The organism is Comamonas odontotermitis (genome assembly GCF_040396735.1).
GTDB classification, from domain to species: domain Bacteria; phylum Pseudomonadota; class Gammaproteobacteria; order Burkholderiales; family Burkholderiaceae_C; genus Comamonas; species Comamonas odontotermitis_C.
The window spans coordinates 1-16,153 of record NZ_JBEBNZ010000046.1 but is presented as its reverse complement, the minus strand read 5'-3'; the positions used below and the strand labels follow the sequence as shown (position 1 = coordinate 16,153).

15 protein-coding genes are annotated in these 16,153 nt (G+C 58.5%); all 15 read left to right on the top strand.

Annotated elements, in window-relative coordinates; translation table 11 throughout:
• Positions 1 to 2 precede the first annotated feature (2 nt).
• The 15 genes from rlmN to ACH2DG_RS20055 all read left to right on the top strand — a co-directional run bounded on the left by rlmN (position 3) and on the right by ACH2DG_RS20055 (position 16,044).
• Positions 3 to 1,115 carry a 23S rRNA (adenine(2503)-C(2))-methyltransferase RlmN gene (gene rlmN / locus ACH2DG_RS20125; protein ID WP_395028318.1) on the top strand — a complete coding sequence of 371 codons (1,113 nt, stop codon included), beginning with the start codon at positions 3 to 5 and terminating at the stop codon, positions 1,113 to 1,115.
• Between the two features lie 28 nt (positions 1,116 to 1,143).
• Positions 1,144 to 1,968 carry a type IV pilus biogenesis/stability protein PilW gene (gene pilW / locus ACH2DG_RS20120; RefSeq protein WP_395028316.1) on the top strand — a complete coding sequence of 275 codons (825 nt, stop codon included), beginning with the start codon at positions 1,144 to 1,146 and terminating at the stop codon, positions 1,966 to 1,968.
• Complete coding sequence (locus ACH2DG_RS20115; RefSeq protein ID WP_395028315.1) at positions 1,965 to 2,894, top strand: helix-turn-helix domain-containing protein; 930 nt, start codon at positions 1,965 to 1,967, stop codon at positions 2,892 to 2,894. Before pilW ends, ACH2DG_RS20115 begins: the two co-directional genes overlap by 4 nt.
• Positions 2,895 to 4,166 (top strand): flavodoxin-dependent (E)-4-hydroxy-3-methylbut-2-enyl-diphosphate synthase, encoded by a 1,272-nt coding sequence (ispG, locus tag ACH2DG_RS20110; protein ID WP_395028314.1) that lies wholly within the window; start codon positions 2,895 to 2,897, stop codon positions 4,164 to 4,166. It begins immediately after the preceding gene.
• A 68-nt stretch (positions 4,167 to 4,234) separates the two neighbouring features.
• Positions 4,235 to 5,527 (top strand): histidine--tRNA ligase, encoded by a 1,293-nt coding sequence (gene hisS, locus ACH2DG_RS20105; RefSeq protein WP_395028313.1) that lies wholly within the window; start codon positions 4,235 to 4,237, stop codon positions 5,525 to 5,527.
• 49 nt (positions 5,528 to 5,576) lie between these two features.
• Complete coding sequence (locus tag ACH2DG_RS20100; RefSeq protein ID WP_395028312.1) at positions 5,577 to 6,221, top strand: YfgM family protein; 645 nt, start codon at positions 5,577 to 5,579, stop codon at positions 6,219 to 6,221.
• 28 nt (positions 6,222 to 6,249) lie between these two features.
• Positions 6,250 to 7,407: an outer membrane protein assembly factor BamB gene (gene bamB, locus ACH2DG_RS20095; RefSeq protein WP_395028320.1), complete on the top strand. Its 1,158-nt coding sequence runs from the start codon at positions 6,250 to 6,252 to the stop codon at positions 7,405 to 7,407.
• Positions 7,408 to 7,431: 24 nt separating this feature from the next.
• Positions 7,432 to 8,772: a ribosome biogenesis GTPase Der gene (gene der, locus ACH2DG_RS20090; RefSeq protein ID WP_395028311.1), complete on the top strand. Its 1,341-nt coding sequence runs from the start codon at positions 7,432 to 7,434 to the stop codon at positions 8,770 to 8,772.
• A gap of 129 nt (positions 8,773 to 8,901) precedes the next feature.
• Positions 8,902 to 9,153, top strand: coding sequence for an RNA chaperone Hfq (gene hfq, locus ACH2DG_RS20085; RefSeq protein WP_224149411.1), 252 nt, complete (start codon positions 8,902 to 8,904; stop codon positions 9,151 to 9,153).
• A gap of 97 nt (positions 9,154 to 9,250) precedes the next feature.
• On the top strand, positions 9,251 to 10,408 hold the full coding sequence (gene hflX / locus ACH2DG_RS20080; RefSeq protein ID WP_395028319.1) for a GTPase HflX: 1,158 nt from the start codon (positions 9,251 to 9,253) through the stop codon (positions 10,406 to 10,408).
• 58 nt (positions 10,409 to 10,466) lie between these two features.
• Complete coding sequence (gene hflK, locus ACH2DG_RS20075) at positions 10,467 to 11,846, top strand: FtsH protease activity modulator HflK (RefSeq protein WP_395028308.1); 1,380 nt, start codon at positions 10,467 to 10,469, stop codon at positions 11,844 to 11,846.
• A gap of 9 nt (positions 11,847 to 11,855) precedes the next feature.
• On the top strand, positions 11,856 to 12,743 hold the full coding sequence (hflC, locus tag ACH2DG_RS20070) for a protease modulator HflC (protein ID WP_184711391.1): 888 nt from the start codon (positions 11,856 to 11,858) through the stop codon (positions 12,741 to 12,743).
• A 193-nt stretch (positions 12,744 to 12,936) separates the two neighbouring features.
• Positions 12,937 to 14,085 (top strand): ATP phosphoribosyltransferase regulatory subunit, encoded by a 1,149-nt coding sequence (locus ACH2DG_RS20065; RefSeq protein ID WP_395028307.1) that lies wholly within the window; start codon positions 12,937 to 12,939, stop codon positions 14,083 to 14,085.
• A gap of 29 nt (positions 14,086 to 14,114) precedes the next feature.
• Positions 14,115 to 15,488 (top strand): adenylosuccinate synthase, encoded by a 1,374-nt coding sequence (locus ACH2DG_RS20060; RefSeq protein WP_395028305.1) that lies wholly within the window; start codon positions 14,115 to 14,117, stop codon positions 15,486 to 15,488.
• Between the two features lie 31 nt (positions 15,489 to 15,519).
• Positions 15,520 to 16,044, top strand: coding sequence for a phosphoribosyltransferase (locus ACH2DG_RS20055; protein WP_224149406.1), 525 nt, complete (start codon positions 15,520 to 15,522; stop codon positions 16,042 to 16,044).
• The last annotated feature ends 109 nt before the right edge of the window (positions 16,045 to 16,153 follow it).

The following is a 16,153-nucleotide window of genomic DNA, read 5'->3' as shown; positions in this document are numbered from 1 at the left end:
ATTTGCTTGATTTTGATTTGGCTGGTTTGACCGCCTTTTGCGAAGGGCTGGGAGAAAAACGCTTCCGGGCCACTCAGCTTTTTCGCTGGATTCACCAGCGCGGAGCGTCCGATTTCGACCAAATGACCGATCTGGCCAAATCGTTGCGCGAGAAACTGAAGGGTGCGACCCACATTACTGCATTGCCGGTGATTACCGAGCATGTATCTGCCGATGGAACCGTCAAATGGCTGTTTGACGTGGGTGATGGCAACGCAGTGGAGTCCGTATTCATTCCAGAGGATGACCGTGGCACGCTGTGCGTATCGTCGCAGGCGGGCTGCGCGGTGGGATGCCGCTTTTGCTCGACAGGGCATCAGGGCTTCAGCCGCAACCTGACAACGGGCGAAATCATCGCCCAATTGTGGTTTGCCGAACACGCGCTGCGCAAGCGCTTTGGCACGGATGAGCGCATCATCTCCAATGTGGTGATGATGGGCATGGGTGAGCCACTGCAAAACTACTCGGCGCTGGTGCCGGCGCTGCGCACCATGCTCGATGACCACGGCTATGGCTTGTCGCGCCGCCGGGTCACGGTGTCAACCTCTGGTGTGGTGCCGATGATGGACCGCCTGTCGCAGGATTGTGCGGTGGCGCTGGCTGTTTCACTGCACGCGCCCAATGATCCATTGAGGGATGCATTGGTGCCGCTCAATAAGAAATACCCGCTCAAGGAGCTGATGGCTGCCTGCCGCCGCTATCTGGAGTTTGCGCCGCGCGACTTCATCACCTTTGAGTACTGCATGCTCGACGGTGTCAATGACCAGCCTGAACATGCACAGGAATTGATAGCGCTGGTGCGTGAATTTGCAGGCGCTGGCGGTGCATGGTGCAAATTTAATTTGATACCTTTCAATCCGTTCCCCGCGTCGGGTCTGCTACGATCCCCCGCTGCCCGGGTTTCGGAGTTTGCCAAGCAACTGCTGGATGCCGGTGTGGTGACGACGGTGCGAAAAACCCGTGGCGACGACATTGACGCAGCCTGCGGACAGCTGGCTGGTGATGTGAAGGACCGAACGCGAGCAGCGGAGCGCATGGCCAAGAATCGGGTGATTCCGCTGACACAGGCTTTGTAGACGGTAAAAATTGAATGGGAGGGTGTGCATGGCAGAGACCTTGAGGTTGGGACAACGAAGATTCCCCCGTCTGATCGGTGCAGCTTTCCTTGGGCTGGCCTTGGGCAATGGGCTGATGGGCTGCGCAACCAATACCGCCGCACGCGAAGATGCCGCCATCGTTACCCAGTCGGACGAAACCGAGGTGCAGCGCCGTGCTCGCATCCGCATGGAACTGGCGGCCAATTACTTCCAGACTGGCAAGCCCACCATTGCGCTGGATGAGATCAAACAGGTGCTGGCGCTTGATCCGTCCAGTGGCGATGCCTACAACATGCGCGGTCTGATCTATATGCAGTTGGGCGATCCCGATATTGCCGCCGAGAGCTTTACCAAGGCGCAATCCCTCAAGCCGGGCGATGCGAACATCATGCACAACCATGGATGGTTGCTGTGCCAGGAAAAGAAGTTTGAGGCTGCCGACCGCTATTTCAATCAGGCATTGGCGCAGCGCCAGTACTATCAGCAGTCCCGAACCTTGATGGCGCAGGGCTTGTGCTATGAAGCTGCGGGAAAAATGGCCGAAGCCGAAGCTACCCTGATCAAGGCCTACGAATACGACGCAGGCAACCCCATTGTTTCCTATAACCTAGCCAAGCTGATGCGCCAGCGTGGCGATGACAAGCGGGCGCAGTTCTATATCCGGCGACTCAACAATGGAGAGCTTGCCAACTCGGAGTCGCTCTTCCTGGGTATCCAGATCGAACAGGCACTGGGAGACCGCACTGCAGCACGCCAATTGGCCAATCAGTTGCAAAAGCGTTTCCCGGATTCCAAGGAATGGGCTCGTGTGGCCAATGGAGGCGTGCTTTGATCGAGTCTGATGTGCAGGAGCAGGGCACGGAAAATGCTGCGGCTCTCCAGTCAAGTGGAAATGAGGACGGTCTGACCGCCGGCGGCATGCTACGCGAGGCGCGTGAGCAAGCAGGCTTGCGTCTGCCTGCGCTGGCGGCCAATCTGAAGGTGACGGTTGGCAAGCTGGAGGCGCTGGAAGCCAATGACTGGAGCGCATTTCCAGATGTGGTGTTCACCCGTGCATTGGCATCCGCGGTGTGCCGTGCGCTCAAGCTGGATGCAGCGCCAGTCCTGGCACTGCTGCCAAGGGCGCCAGGGCAGGACTTGCGCAAGGTGAGCGAGGGGATCAACACCAAGGTTTCGGGGGGTGCAGTACCCGCCAAAAGCAGTGATTTCTCATCGAGCAAGCCGTTTCCCTGGATGGCAGTGGTGCTGCTGCTGGTGGTGGCGACGGCAGGAGTGTTGTTTTACCCGCAACTGGCAGAGCAGTATAAAAAGCAGGTGGCTTCCAAGCCGGAGGCGCCTCGTCGCGCCAATACCATTGCAGGTGAGGCTGGTGCCAATGATTCGGTAACCCTGGGTGCTAGCGCCGAAGGTGGTGATGCGGTAGCCAATGGATCACCGGGCATGCCCAATGCAAGTGCGGTGGCGGCGACTGGCCCGGCCGTATCGCCGCCGGCTGCAGAACCTGTGGCTCCTGCGGTTGAGGTTCCCATTCTGCAATTCAAGGTGTCGCAAGACAGCTGGATTCAGGTCAAGTCAGCAGATGGCAAGGTGGTGTTTGAAAAGACCCTCAAGGCTGGAAGCGAGCAGGGCATCACGGCCCAGCCACCGCTCAAGGTGGTGGTGGGCAATGCCCTCGGTGCCGAGCTGCAATTGCGTGGGGCTGCTTTTGATCTGAAAAAAGTGACCAAGGGCAGCACGGCCCGTTTCGAGGTGAATTAAGTGCAAGAAGACAACAAGCTGTCTCCCGTGCCATTGGTGGCGCCTGCCGGTCGCAAAAGCCGTCAGGCCCGCGTGGTGTGGGGTGACCGTATCGTGACTGTCGGAGGTGATGCGCCGGTGCGTATCCAGTCGATGACCAATACCGACACGGTAGATGCCGTCGAGACTGCGATCCAGGTCAAGGAATTGGCCCAGGCGGGCTCCGAGATGGTGCGCATTACTGTCAACACGCCGGAGGCGGCTGCGGCTGTGCCCTATATTCGCGAGCAACTCGATCGCATGGGCGAGAATGTGCCGCTCGTGGGTGACTTTCATTACAACGGCCACCGGCTGCTCACAGAGTTTCCCGATTGCGCGAAGGCGCTGTCCAAATACCGCATCAACCCCGGCAATGTCGGTAAAGGCGACAAGAAGGACAAGCAGTTCGGCCAGATGATCGAGGCCGCCATCCAGTACGACAAGGCGGTGCGCATCGGCGTCAACTGGGGCAGCCTCGACCAGGAGTTGCTGGCCGAGTTGATGGATGAGAACAGCCGCCGCTCTGCACCTTGGGATGGGCGTCAGGTGATGTATGAGGCCTTGATCACCTCCGCCATCTCGTCAGCCCAGCGCGCTGAGCAGATGGGACTGGATGGCAATCAGATCATCCTCTCTTGCAAGGTGAGCGGTGTGCAGGATCTGATCGCGGTGTACCGCGGCCTGTCTGCACGTTGCGATTACGCCTTGCACCTGGGTCTGACCGAAGCCGGCATGGGCACCAAGGGCACGGTAGCGTCTGCCGCTGCGCTGTCGATTCTGCTGCAGGAGGGGATTGGCGACACCATTCGCGTCTCGCTCACGCCCCAGCCGAGTGAGGCGCGCACGCAGGAAGTTGTGGTTGCCAGCGAAATTCTGCAGGCCCTGGGCATGCGTAGTTTTGTGCCCAGTGTCACTGCCTGCCCGGGTTGTGGCCGCACCACCAGCACCACCTTCCAGGAACTGGCCAAGGATATCGACGAGCACCTGCGCTCGCAGATGCCTGTCTGGCGCGTCAAATACCCCGGTGTTGAAAAGATGAAGGTGGCGGTCATGGGTTGCATTGTCAATGGCCCTGGCGAAAGCAAGCATGCGGACATCGGCATCAGCCTGCCGGGCACGGGCGAGTCGCCTGCAGCGCCGGTATTCATCGATGGTGAAAAGGCCATGACCTTGCGCGGTGACCGCATCGCACAGGAGTTTCACGACATCGTGCAGGCCTATGTGGAGCGCCGCTACGGCACTGCCAAGATATAAAATTGATAGCTATCGGCGCATGTTAGGTGTGCGCCGATGCTTGTTTTGACTATAGAGATTGAAAGCCCATGGGCAAGAATGAAAAGCTGGTTGCCATCAAAGGCATGAACGATATCCTGCCGCCTGATTCGGCCATGTGGGAATGGTTTGAGTCCAAGGTGCGCGATCTGATGGGCCGCTTCGCCTACCGCAACATCCGCACCCCCATCGTTGAGCCGACCGCGCTGTTCGTGCGTGGCCTGGGCGAGGTGACCGACATCGTCGAGAAGGAGATGTATTCCTTTGAAGACAAGCTCAATGGCGAGCATCTGACCCTGCGCCCCGAAGGTACGGCCGGCGTGGTGCGTTCCGTGGTGGAAAACAACCTGTTGTATGACGGCGGCAAGCGCCTGTTCTACATCGGCCAGATGTTTCGCCACGAGCGCCCGCAGCGTGGCCGGTACCGCCAGTTCCACCAGGTCGGAGTCGAGGCGCTGGGTTTTGCCGGCCCCGAGCTGGATGCGGAAGTGATTTTGCTGGCGCACCAGCTGTGGAAGGAATTGGGCATTGACGGCGTGCGCCTGGAGCTCAACAGCCTGGGGCAACCTGCGGAGCGCAAGGCGCACCGCGACGCGCTGATTGCCTACTTCGAGCAGCACACGGACGTGATGGACGAAGAGGCCAAGCGCCGCATGCACAGCAATCCGCTGCGGGTGCTCGATACCAAGAACCCGGCAATGCAGGCGATGGTCAATGCGGCGCCTCAGCTGCTCGACTTCCTGGGCGATGCTTCCAAGGCACACCTCAAGACCGTGCAGGACATTCTGGATGCCAATGGTGTTGTCTGGTCAGTCAATCCGCGCCTGGTGCGGGGTATGGATTACTACAACCTCACGGTGTTCGAATTCATCACCGACAAGCTCGGCTCGCAAGGCACCATCTGTGGCGGCGGCCGCTACGATTACCTGATTGAAGAGATCGGCGGCAAGCCTGCTCCGGCCGTGGGTTGGGGCATGGGGATCGAACGTGTGCTCGAACTGATCAAGGAGCTGAATATCCAGTGGCAGCGCCCGTCTATTGACGCCTACGCTATCCTGCCGGACGCATCGCTTCTGCCACAGGCCATGCGTGTGGTGCAAGCCTTGCGCGGCGCAGGCATCCGTGTGCAGATGCACGGCGCGGCCACGGCAGAGGGCATGGGCAGCATGAAGTCGCAGTTCAAGAAGGCAGATGCCAGTGGCGCGCTTTGCGCGCTGATTTTTGGCGGCGATGAGATGCAGCGCGGCATGATCACCGTCAAACAATTGCGCGATGGCGCAGGTGCACAGGCAGAATATGCTATTGAAAGCGTAGCTGATTGGGCGCCACTGTTACGCGCCTGAGGCCGTTTTCATTCAAAAACAATTTTCGCAACCCTGAACTAGAACAACTATGGCAACGCATCTGGACTTGGAAGAACAGGAACAGCTTGATCAGATCAAGCATTTTTGGAACAAGTGGGGCACGCTGATCACCACGGTGCTGGTTATCGTGCTGGGCGGATTCGCCGCCTGGAATGGCTACCAATACTGGCAGAATCGCCAAGGCCAGCAAGCCAGTGCACTGGGCTCTGCGGTGGAAGCCGCAGTCAATTCCGGTGACAAGACGCGTATTGACCAGGCCTTTGGCGACCTGCGCAGCAACTACGGCAGTACCTTGCAGGCAGCCCATGCTGGCTTGCTGGTGGCCAAGGCCGCCAGTGACAAGGGCCAGATGGATGACGCCAAGGCTGCGCTCACCTGGGTGGCTGACAATGCATCGGACGAAGGCTTGAAGGCCACGGCGCGCATTCGCCTTGCGGCAGTGCTGCTGGGCAGCCAGTCTTACGACGAAGCGCTCAAGCAATTGGATGCCAAGATGCCGACGGAGTTTGACGCCGTGGTGGCGGACCACCAGGGCGATATCTATCTCGCCAAGGGCGACAAGGCCAAGGCAATCGAGGCATACCGTACGGCTTATCAGAAGACCGCTCCTGGTGTGGAATACCGCAATGTCATTTCCGTCAAGCTCAATGCGCTGGGCGAGGATGTGAAGTAATCGATAGCGAGAGGCTGTGCGCATGAGCATGAAACACCAAGCACTACCATCATTTGCTGCAGCAGCTGTTGCAGTGAAGGTCTTGACCGTATCCGCTGTGGCTCTGGCTGTGGCGGGCTGTTCGCTTTTCTCGTCCGACAAGCGCAAGCCTGTCGAACTGGAGCCCAATGTGGCATTGATCGGTGTCAAGCAGACCTGGACGCAGCGCATCGGCAAGGCCAACCCGACCCTGGTCATGAATGTGAGCGGCAATGTGGTGACCATGGCGTCTGCCGATGGCCAGTTGGTGGCGGTGAATGCAGATACCGGCGCCGAACTGTGGCGTGCCAACGTGGGACAAAAGCTTTCAGCAGGTGTTGGCAGCGACGGCAAATGGGCTGCGGTGGTCACCGAAGGTGGTGATCTGGTGGTGCTGTCGCAGGGCAAGGAGCAATGGCGCAAGCGCCTGAGCAACCGCGCCTATACGGCGCCGCTGGTGGCGGGCGCCCGTGTCTTCGTGCAAAGTGCGGATCGCTCCGTCAGTGCCTATGACGCAGCAACCGGCAACCCACTGTGGAGCCAGTCAAAAACTGGTGAATCGCTGGTACTGCGCCAAAGTGGCGTGCTGATGGCTTACAAGGACACCCTGGTCACGGGCGTGTCGGGACGTTTTGTGGGGATTGATCCCAACAACGGTTCACTGCGCTGGGAGGTTCCCATCGCCAGCCCCCGTGGCACCAATGATGTGGAACGGCTCGTGGAGCTGGTGGGCGGCGTATCGCGCGTGGGCCCGGTGCTGTGTACCCGAGCCTACCAGATGGCCGTGGGCTGCATCGATGCCGATGCCGCGCAACTGCGCTGGACCGTGCGTGCCGAAGGCCTCAATGGAATCTCGGGCGATGAAGATGTGGTGGCGGGTGCCGATGGCAATGGTGTCATTACCGCCTGGGCCCGTGATGGTGGCAGTGTGGCCTGGACAAGCAGCCGCCTCAAGTACCGCAAGCTGAGCCAGCCGCTGGTGCTGGGCCGCTCGGTGATCTTTGGTGACGGCAATGGCGTGGTGCACATGCTGTCCAAAAAGGATGGTTCTCCGCTGAACCGTTTTGCAACCAACAACTCGGGCATCTCTGTCGCGCCGGTCATTGCAGGGAACACCATGGTGGTGCAGACCAACGACGGTGCGGTGTACGGTTTTCAGCCCGATTGAGAGAAAAAGAAAAAGTAGTCAGGAATGAAGCCAGTTATTGCTTTGGTGGGTCGCCCCAATGTGGGCAAATCCACCTTGTTCAACCGCATGACGAAGTCGCGCGACGCCATCGTGGCCGACTTCGCCGGGTTGACCCGTGATCGCCACTATGGCCAGGGCCGGCAGGGCAAGCGCGAATATATCGTGATCGATACGGGTGGCTTTGAGCCCGATGCGTCGAGTGGCATCTTCAAGGAGATGGCCAAACAGACCCGCCAGGCTGTGGCCGAGGCGGATGTGGTGGTGTTTGTGGTGGACGTGCGTATGGGGCTGTCTGCGCAGGACCACGAAATTGCAGGTTACCTGCGTCGCCTGGGCAAGCCCGCCATGTTGGTGGGCAACAAGGCCGAAGGCATGAAGGATGGCTCCCAACTGTCCGAGTTCTATGAGCTGGGGCTCGGTGAAGTCTATCCCGTCTCTGCAGCGCACGGACAGGGCATTCGCAGCCTGGTCGACATGGCACTCGACAAGGTACAGTGGCCCGACGAGGAAGAAGACGCGGGCGATGCGGACGGCCCCCAGCCCATTCGGTTGGCGGTTGCTGGCCGCCCCAATGTGGGCAAGTCGACCTTGATCAACACATGGTTGGGTGAAGAGCGGCTGGTCGCCTTTGACATGGCTGGCACGACGCGTGATGCCATCTCGGTACCCTTCGAGAAGAATGGACAGCAGTTCGAGCTGATCGACACCGCCGGCCTGCGCCGCAAGGGCAAGGTGTTCGAGGCCATCGAGAAGTTCTCCGTCGTCAAGACCTTGCAGGCCATTGAAGGCGCCAATGTGGTGCTGCTGTTGCTGGATGCCACGCAAGGTGTCACGGATCAGGATGCGCACATTGCCGGGTATATCCTGGAGAGTGGTCGTGCGGTGGTGCTTGCCATCAACAAGTGGGATGCCCTGGATGACTATGGGCGCCAGATGCTCGAGCGCTCGATCGAGATGCGTCTGTCGTTCATGAAGTTTGCTCCCATGCACTTCATTTCGGCCAAAAAGCGCCAGGGCCTGGGGCCGTTGTGGACTTCGATGATCCAGGCGCACAAGGCTGCTACCTGCAAGATGCCAACGCCTGTGCTCACGCGCCTGCTGCTGGAGTCGGTGCAGTTTCAGACGCCCAAGAAAGTGGGGCCTTATCGTCCCAAGCTGCGTTATGCGCACCAGGGCGGCATGAATCCACCGGTGATCGTGATCCACGGCAATTCGCTGGAGCATGTGACCGATGCCTACAAGCGTTTTCTGGAAGGTCGTTTCCGCAAGGAATTTAATTTGGTGGGCACCCCCTTGCGGATTGAATTCAAGACCTCACATAACCCATACGCTGATAAAGATTGATAGCGAAAAAGTGAGATGGGGCGGGCTTATCCGGTCCATTGCACGAAAAAAGCCTTTTATCAATCAGTTACGTCGCCACTGTGGTAAGGTGGCGTTTTACAACAACATTGTCTGAACACGGAGAATATCGTGAGCAACAAAGGCCAACTTCTGCAAGATCCCTTCCTCAACGCTCTGCGCCGCGAGCATGTTCCCGTTTCCATCTATTTGGTCAACGGTATCAAGCTTCAAGGCCAGATCGAATCTTTTGACCAGTACGTTGTGCTGCTGCGCAACACGGTGACCCAGATGGTGTACAAGCACGCCATCTCCACCATTGTTCCCGGTCGCGCTGTCAATTTCTCCGCGTCCGAGTCGCAAGACAGCGACGCTGCAGCCTAACGATTTTGATAGCAATACGCCTGTGTTCGGCACGGGCAAGAGCTCTACATCATTGAGTAATCATCAAATAAATCACGACAAGAAATCCACCCCGGTCATGCTGGTCGGGGTGGATTTTGGTTTTCCGCACTTCGATTCCGAGCTGGAAGAGCTGGGTCTGCTCGCGCAAACCGCAGGGCTCGACCCCGTGGCGCGCCTCACCTGCAAGCGCAAGGTGCCTGATGCGGCCTTGTTTGTTGGCAGTGGCAAGGCCGACGAAATTCGCATGGTGGCACAGACCTATGGCGCCAAGGAAGTGCTGTTCGACCAGGCGCTGAGCCCCGCGCAACAGCGCAATCTGGAGCGCAGCCTGCAGATGCCGGTCAATGACCGCACCTTGCTGATTCTCGAGATCTTTGCCCAGCGAGCACGCAGCCATGAAGGCAAGCTGCAGGTGGAGCTGGCCAAACTGCAGTACCTCAGCACACGGCTGGTGCGCCGGTGGTCTCACCTGGAGCGTCAGCGCGGTGGCATTGGCACGCGCGGCGGTCCTGGTGAAACGCAGATCGAGCTGGATCGCCGCATGATCAATGACGCAATCAAGCGCACCAAAGAGCGCTTGAGCAAGGTCAAGAAGCAGCGTGCGACGCAGCGGCGCCAACGTGAGCGCAACGACACATTCAATGTTTCGCTGGTTGGCTATACCAATGCGGGCAAGTCCACCTTCTTCAATGCGGTGGTCAAGGCGCGGGCCTATGCAGCGGACCAGCTGTTTGCCACATTGGATACCACCACACGCCAGATGTATCTGGAATCGGCCCAGAAATCGGTGTCGATCTCGGATACCGTTGGCTTTATTCGTGACCTGCCGCATGGCCTGGTCAATGCTTTTGAGGCAACGCTGCAGGAAGCAGTCGATGCAGATCTGCTGCTGCATGTGGTCGATGCCTCGAATCCTGCCCATCCGGAACAAATACAACAAGTCCAAAAGGTTCTTCGGGAAATTGGTGCAGACGATGTGCCGCAGGTATTGATCTTCAATAAACTGGATGCAATGGATCCAGCCCAGCGGCCAGCAGTGCTTGCCGACAGCTATGAACTGGACGGTGTGCAGGTTCCTCGTTTCTTCGTCAGCGCCGCTAAAGGAATGGGTCTGGATGCTATCCGCGGACACCTGGCCGAGGCGGTGCTTGCGCATTCGGCTGCCTTGGAAAAGGCTGAGGCTGTTGAGATAGCCCCAGACGCTGATGACGAATTATTGGGAAATGCCCACTAGACTGCCACAATGGCTGTCTGCAAGCGCTTTGTAACGCTGAATCATAGAGACATCGCTAATGAAATTTCATTCACGCTTTCCGCGCCTGGCCTTGCTACCGCAAGGCATACGCGGAATGTTCAATCTGAACGACCCGCGCTGGGGGCGCGGAGACGATGGCAATGGCGCAGGCGGCAATGGCAGTCAGGAACCGCCGCCGCCGGCCCGCCCGCCTTATACGCCACCCGAAAACAACAATCGTCCGTCGCAGCGGCCAGGCAATGGCGGAGCACCTGATCTGGACGAGCTTTGGCAGGACCTGAACAGAAAGCTGGGCGGTTTGTTCGGTGGCAAGGGCAATGGCGGAGGCGGTCGCAATGCAGGCGGCCCACAGCCTGAGTTCAAGGGCGCGGGCGTTGGTATTGGCCTGATTGCAGGTGTTGCCGTGCTGATCTGGATGGGCACGGGTTTTTTCATCGTGCAGGAAGGCCAGCAGGCGGTCATCACCCAGTTTGGCAAATTCCACAAGACCGTGAATGCCGGTATCAACTGGCGCTTGCCGTATCCGATTCAGCGGCATGAACTGGTCTACGTGTCTCAGATCAAATCTGCAGACGTCGGGCGCGACAGCATTGTCAAGAGCACCGGTCTGCGCGAGTCAGCCATGCTGACGGAAGACGAGAACATCGTTGAAATCAAGTTCGCGGTCCAGTACCGCCTGAACGATGCGCGCGCCTGGCTGTTTGAAAGCAAGAACCCGGCAGATTCCGTCATTCAGGTGGCAGAAACTGCGGTGCGTGAAGTGGTCGGCAAGATGAAGATGGACGCTGCGCTCGCCGATGAGCGCGACCAGATCGCGCCGCGTGTGCGCGAGTTGATGCAGACCATTCTGGATCGCTACAAGATCGGTGTCGAGGTAGTTGGTGTCAATCTGCAGCAAGGTGGCGTGCGTCCGCCCGAGCAAGTGCAGGCGGCATTTGACGACGTGCTCAAGGCCGCGCAGGAGCGCGAGCGTACCAAGAACCAGGCTGAAGCCTATGCCAACGATGTGGTGCCGCGTGCCAAGGGGACCGCATCGCGTCTGATGGAGGAAGCATCGGCCTATAAGGAGCGCATCGTTGCACAGGCGCAGGGTGATGCGCAGCGCTTCTCGTCGATTTACACCGAGTACCAGAAGGCTCCGGCAGTGACGCGCGATCGTCTGTACCTGGAAACGATGCAGCATGTCTACAGCAATGTGACCAAGGTGGTGGTGGATTCCAAGCAGGGATCCAACCTGCTGTATTTGCCGCTCGACAAGATCATGCAGCAAACCCAGGGGGCCGGCGCCAATGCATCCGGTAGCGAGGCTGCAGCCCCATCGGCCGCTCCTGCCAACAATACGCCGGTGGCCGCGCCGTCTGTTCCGGACGCGCGCGCCCGTGACACCAGCCGAACCCGTGACCGCGAGTCGCGCTAGGAGTGAGTTGTGAATCGAATGGGATTTTTTGCTTCAACCGTTTTGGTGGTCCTGGCGTTGCTCAGTTCCACCGTGTTTGTGGTCGACCAGCGCCAATTTGGCATCAAGTACGCCATGGGGCAGATCAAGGAAGTGATCACCGAGCCCGGGCTCAACTTCAAGCTGCCTCCGCCGCTGCAGAACGTGACCTATCTGGACAAGCGCCTGCTGACTTTGGACAGTACCGATACCGAATCCATGCTGACTGCCGAAAAGCAGCGCGTGGTAATCGACTGGTACGTGCGCTGGCGCATCACTGAGCCATCGGAATACATCCGCAATGTAGGCACCAGCGAAGGAGCGGGTGCCATGCAGCTCAACCGGGTGGTGCGCAATGCCTTCCAGGAAGAGGTCAATCGTCGCACGGTTCAGGAGTTGATCTCGACCAAGCGCGAGCAGACCATGGCTGACGTCAAGCGGGAAGTGCTGGAAGCGGTCAAGGGCAGCAAGCCTTGGGGTATTGACATTGTCGACGTGCGCATCACGCGTGTCGACTACGTTGAAGCGATCACCGAGTCCGTCTACAGCCGCATGGAAGCCGAGCGCAAGCGCGTGGCCAACGAATTGCGCTCGACTGGTGGTGCAGTCGGGGAAAAGATCCGCGCCGATGCGGACCGCCAGCGCGAAGTGACGATTGCCAATGCCTACCGCGATGCGCAGGCACTCAAGGGGCAGGGCGATGCGGAAGCGGCCAAAGTCTATGCCGAAGCCTTTGGCAAGGATCCGCAGTTTGCGCAGTTCTACCGCAGCCTCGAGGCCTACAAGTCCAGCTTCAACAAGAAATCGGATGTCATTGTGGTGGATCCATCATCTTCCGACTTCTTTAAAAGCTATCGCTCGCCAACAGCCAAGCAGTAAACGCTGATTGCTATCAAAACCGAAACGCCGCACGGCAATTGCCGTGCGGCGTCTTGTTTTGCGCTCCTTATAGCATCGCAGGCTGGCGCTGCTTGCACAAATGCATCAATGGCGCAGTGGTTCGGGCAGGTTATTGCTTATGCCTTTATGCATCCCTGTAGAATTGCGTTTTTAACAGCCCCTCCAATTTCCCATGTCTGCTTGGATCCTTCCGGATCACATTGCCGATGTGCTGCCGTCCGAAGCACGGCACATCGAAGAGCTTCGTCGCGGCTTGCTTGATGCAGCCTGTGGCTACGGCTATGAATTGGTGATGCCGCCGCTGCTGGAGCATCTGGATTCTCTGCTTTCCGGCTCTGGTGAGGCGTTGGATCTGTTGACCTTCAAGCTGGTGGATCAGCTGTCTGGCCGTACCCTGGGCATTCGTCCCGACACCACCCAGCAGGTGGCACGCATCGACGCGCATCTGCTCAATCGCAAGGGCGTGACGCGCCTGTGCTATTGCGGCCCGGTCTTGCATGCCAAGCCTGATCGCCCTCATGCAACTCGCGAGCAGCTGCAATTTGGAGCGGAAATCTACGGCCACGCTGGCGTTGAGGCCGATGTGGAAATCATCACCTTGGCAACCGAATCACTGCGTGTTGCGCAACTGCATGATTTTTCAGTAGATCTGGCAGATGTCCGTATCGTGCAGCGCCTGTTGGCAGGCTTGCTCGTGGATTTGCCTGCCTTACGCCGTGTGCATGCCGCTTTGGCGGTGAAGGATGCATCGGAGCTTGCGTTGCTGACCAAGGATTTTCCGCAGGCGCAACGCGAGGGACTGCGTGCGTTGTTGAATCTGTATGGCGATGTGGCTGTGCTGGACGAAGCCGAAAAGGCGCTCGCTGCAATTCCCGGCATATCGCCCATCCTGGTCGAATTGCGCCAATTGGCTGGACGCGTGGACAGCCCTTCCATTACCTTTGATCTGGCGGATTTGCGTGGTTACTCCTACTACAGTGGCATGCGCTTTGCCATCTATGCACAAGGCGTGACGGATGCGCTGGTGCGTGGCGGCAGATACGACGAAGTGGGAGCCGCGTTCGGGCGTAGCCGTCCGGCGGTCGGTTTCAGTCTTGACATCAAGCAGCTCGTGCCCGTGGTACAGCCGCGCCCGCTCAAGGCTGCCATTCGGGCACCCTGGGTGGACCGGGAAGACATGCGTCAGGTAATCCAGCGTTTGCGGCAAGCGGGCGAGACCGTTGTTTGCGCACTGCCTGGGCACGATGATGAAATCGACGAATTCGATTGCGACCGCGAACTGGCAGAAGTCAACGGCCAGTGGGTTGTGCGTAGCATTTAACTGTATTTTGTTCTTGGATGGGAAAAGAAATGACTGTTTCCAAAGGTCGCAACGTTGTTGTGGTTGGCACTCAATGGGGTGATGAAGGCAAGGGTAAGCTGGTCGACTGGCTGACTGAAAGCGCCCAAGGCGTGGTGCGCTTCCAAGGCGGCCACAATGCCGGCCACACTTTGGTGATCAATGGTGTGAAGACTGCATTGCACCTGATCCCCAGCGGCATCATGCGCCCTGGCGTGAAGTGCTACATCGGCAACGGCGTGGTGCTCTCCGTGGGCAAGCTGTTCGAGGAAATCGAAGGCCTGGAAAAGGCCGGCGTGCAGGTGCGCGACCGGCTGCGCGTGTCCGAAGCCTGCCCATTGATCCTGCCTTTCCATCAGGCGCTGGATGTCGCCCGCGAAGCGGCGCGTGAGCAAGGTGGCGTGCAGAAGATCGGTACAACCGGCAAAGGTATCGGCCCCGCCTACGAAGACAAGATTGCCCGCCGTGCGCTGCGTGTGCAGGATCTGAAGCATCCTGAGCGATTCGCCACCAAGCTGCGCGAGTTGCTGAACCTGCACAACCATATCCTGGTGAATGTGCTGGGTTCCAAGAACTTCGACTTCGGCGCCGGCCTGGCTCCATACATGAAGGATGGCCAGGTGCAGTTCGACGCTGTATACAGCGAGGCCATGCGCCATGCCGAACTGCTCAAGCCCATGATTGCGGACGTATCGCGCGAACTCAATGACGCGCATGCCGCTGGTGGCAATCTGCTATTTGAAGGTGCGCAAGGTACGCTCTTGGACGTGGACCATGGCACCTACCCCTATGTCACGTCGTCCAACTGCGTGGCCGGTAATGCGGCTGCAGGCGCAGGTGTGGGTCCAGGCATGCTCCACTACATTCTGGGCATCACCAAGGCCTACTGCACTCGTGTTGGTGGCGGTCCTTTCCCGACTGAGCTGGATTGGGAGAAGGAGGGTACGCCCGGTTGGATCATGAGTACCGTGGGCGCCGAGAAGGGTGTAACCACTGGCCGTTCGCGCCGCTGCGGTTGGTTCGATGCGGCACTGCTCAAACGCTCGGCTCAGATCAATGGACTGTCGGGTCTTTGCATTACAAAGCTGGACGTGCTCGATGGCATTGAAGAGCTGCAACTGTGCGTGGGTTACGAGCTGGATGGCGAAAAGATCGATTTGCTGCCTTTGGGTGCGGACGATATCGAGCGATGCAAGCCCATCTATGAATCCATCCCCGGATGGACCGAATCCACCGTAGGTGTGACTGAATATGAAAAACTGCCTGTCAATGCGCGCCGCTATTTGGACCGTATTGCAGAGGTGACCGGTGTGCCGATCGCCATGGTGTCGACCAGCCCTGACCGCGATCACACCATCCTGATGCATAACCCTTACCAAGCCTGATTGCTTAACGCTATATCGAACGAGGAAAACCATGCTTACTGAAGACGGCAAGCACCTGTATGTCAGCTATGACGAATACCATGGCCTGATTGAAAAACTGGCCATCAAGATCCACCAGTCCGGCTGGGAATTCGATACGATCCTGTGCCTGGCGCGGGGTGGTATGCGTCCAGGCGATATCCTGAGCCGCATTTTCGACAAGCCGCTTGCCATCATGTCCACCAGCTCCTACCGCGCAGAAGCCGGTACGATGCAAGGACACCTGGACATCGCTCGCTTCATCACTACCCCCAAGGGTGAAATCGCCGGCCGTGTGCTGCTGGTAGATGACCTGGCCGATTCCGGTCACACCTTGAATGCAGTGATCAACATGCTCAAGACCAACTACAAGCCGATCACGGAACTGCGCAGCGCTGTGATCTGGACCAAAGGAGTCTCGACATTCACTCCCGACTACTCTGTGGAGTTCCTGTCAACCAATCCTTGGATTCATCAGCCTTTTGAAGGATATGACACGCTTCGTCCGGAAAAGCTGATGGAGAAGTGGAAGATCTGATTGCGGGAGCTTGAAGGAGTCTTTTAAGAAATTTTGCAATCTTGCAAACGATTCGGGGAAACTCCTATACAATACGCTTCATCGACAGCACAACGCCTTGCGAAGCTGC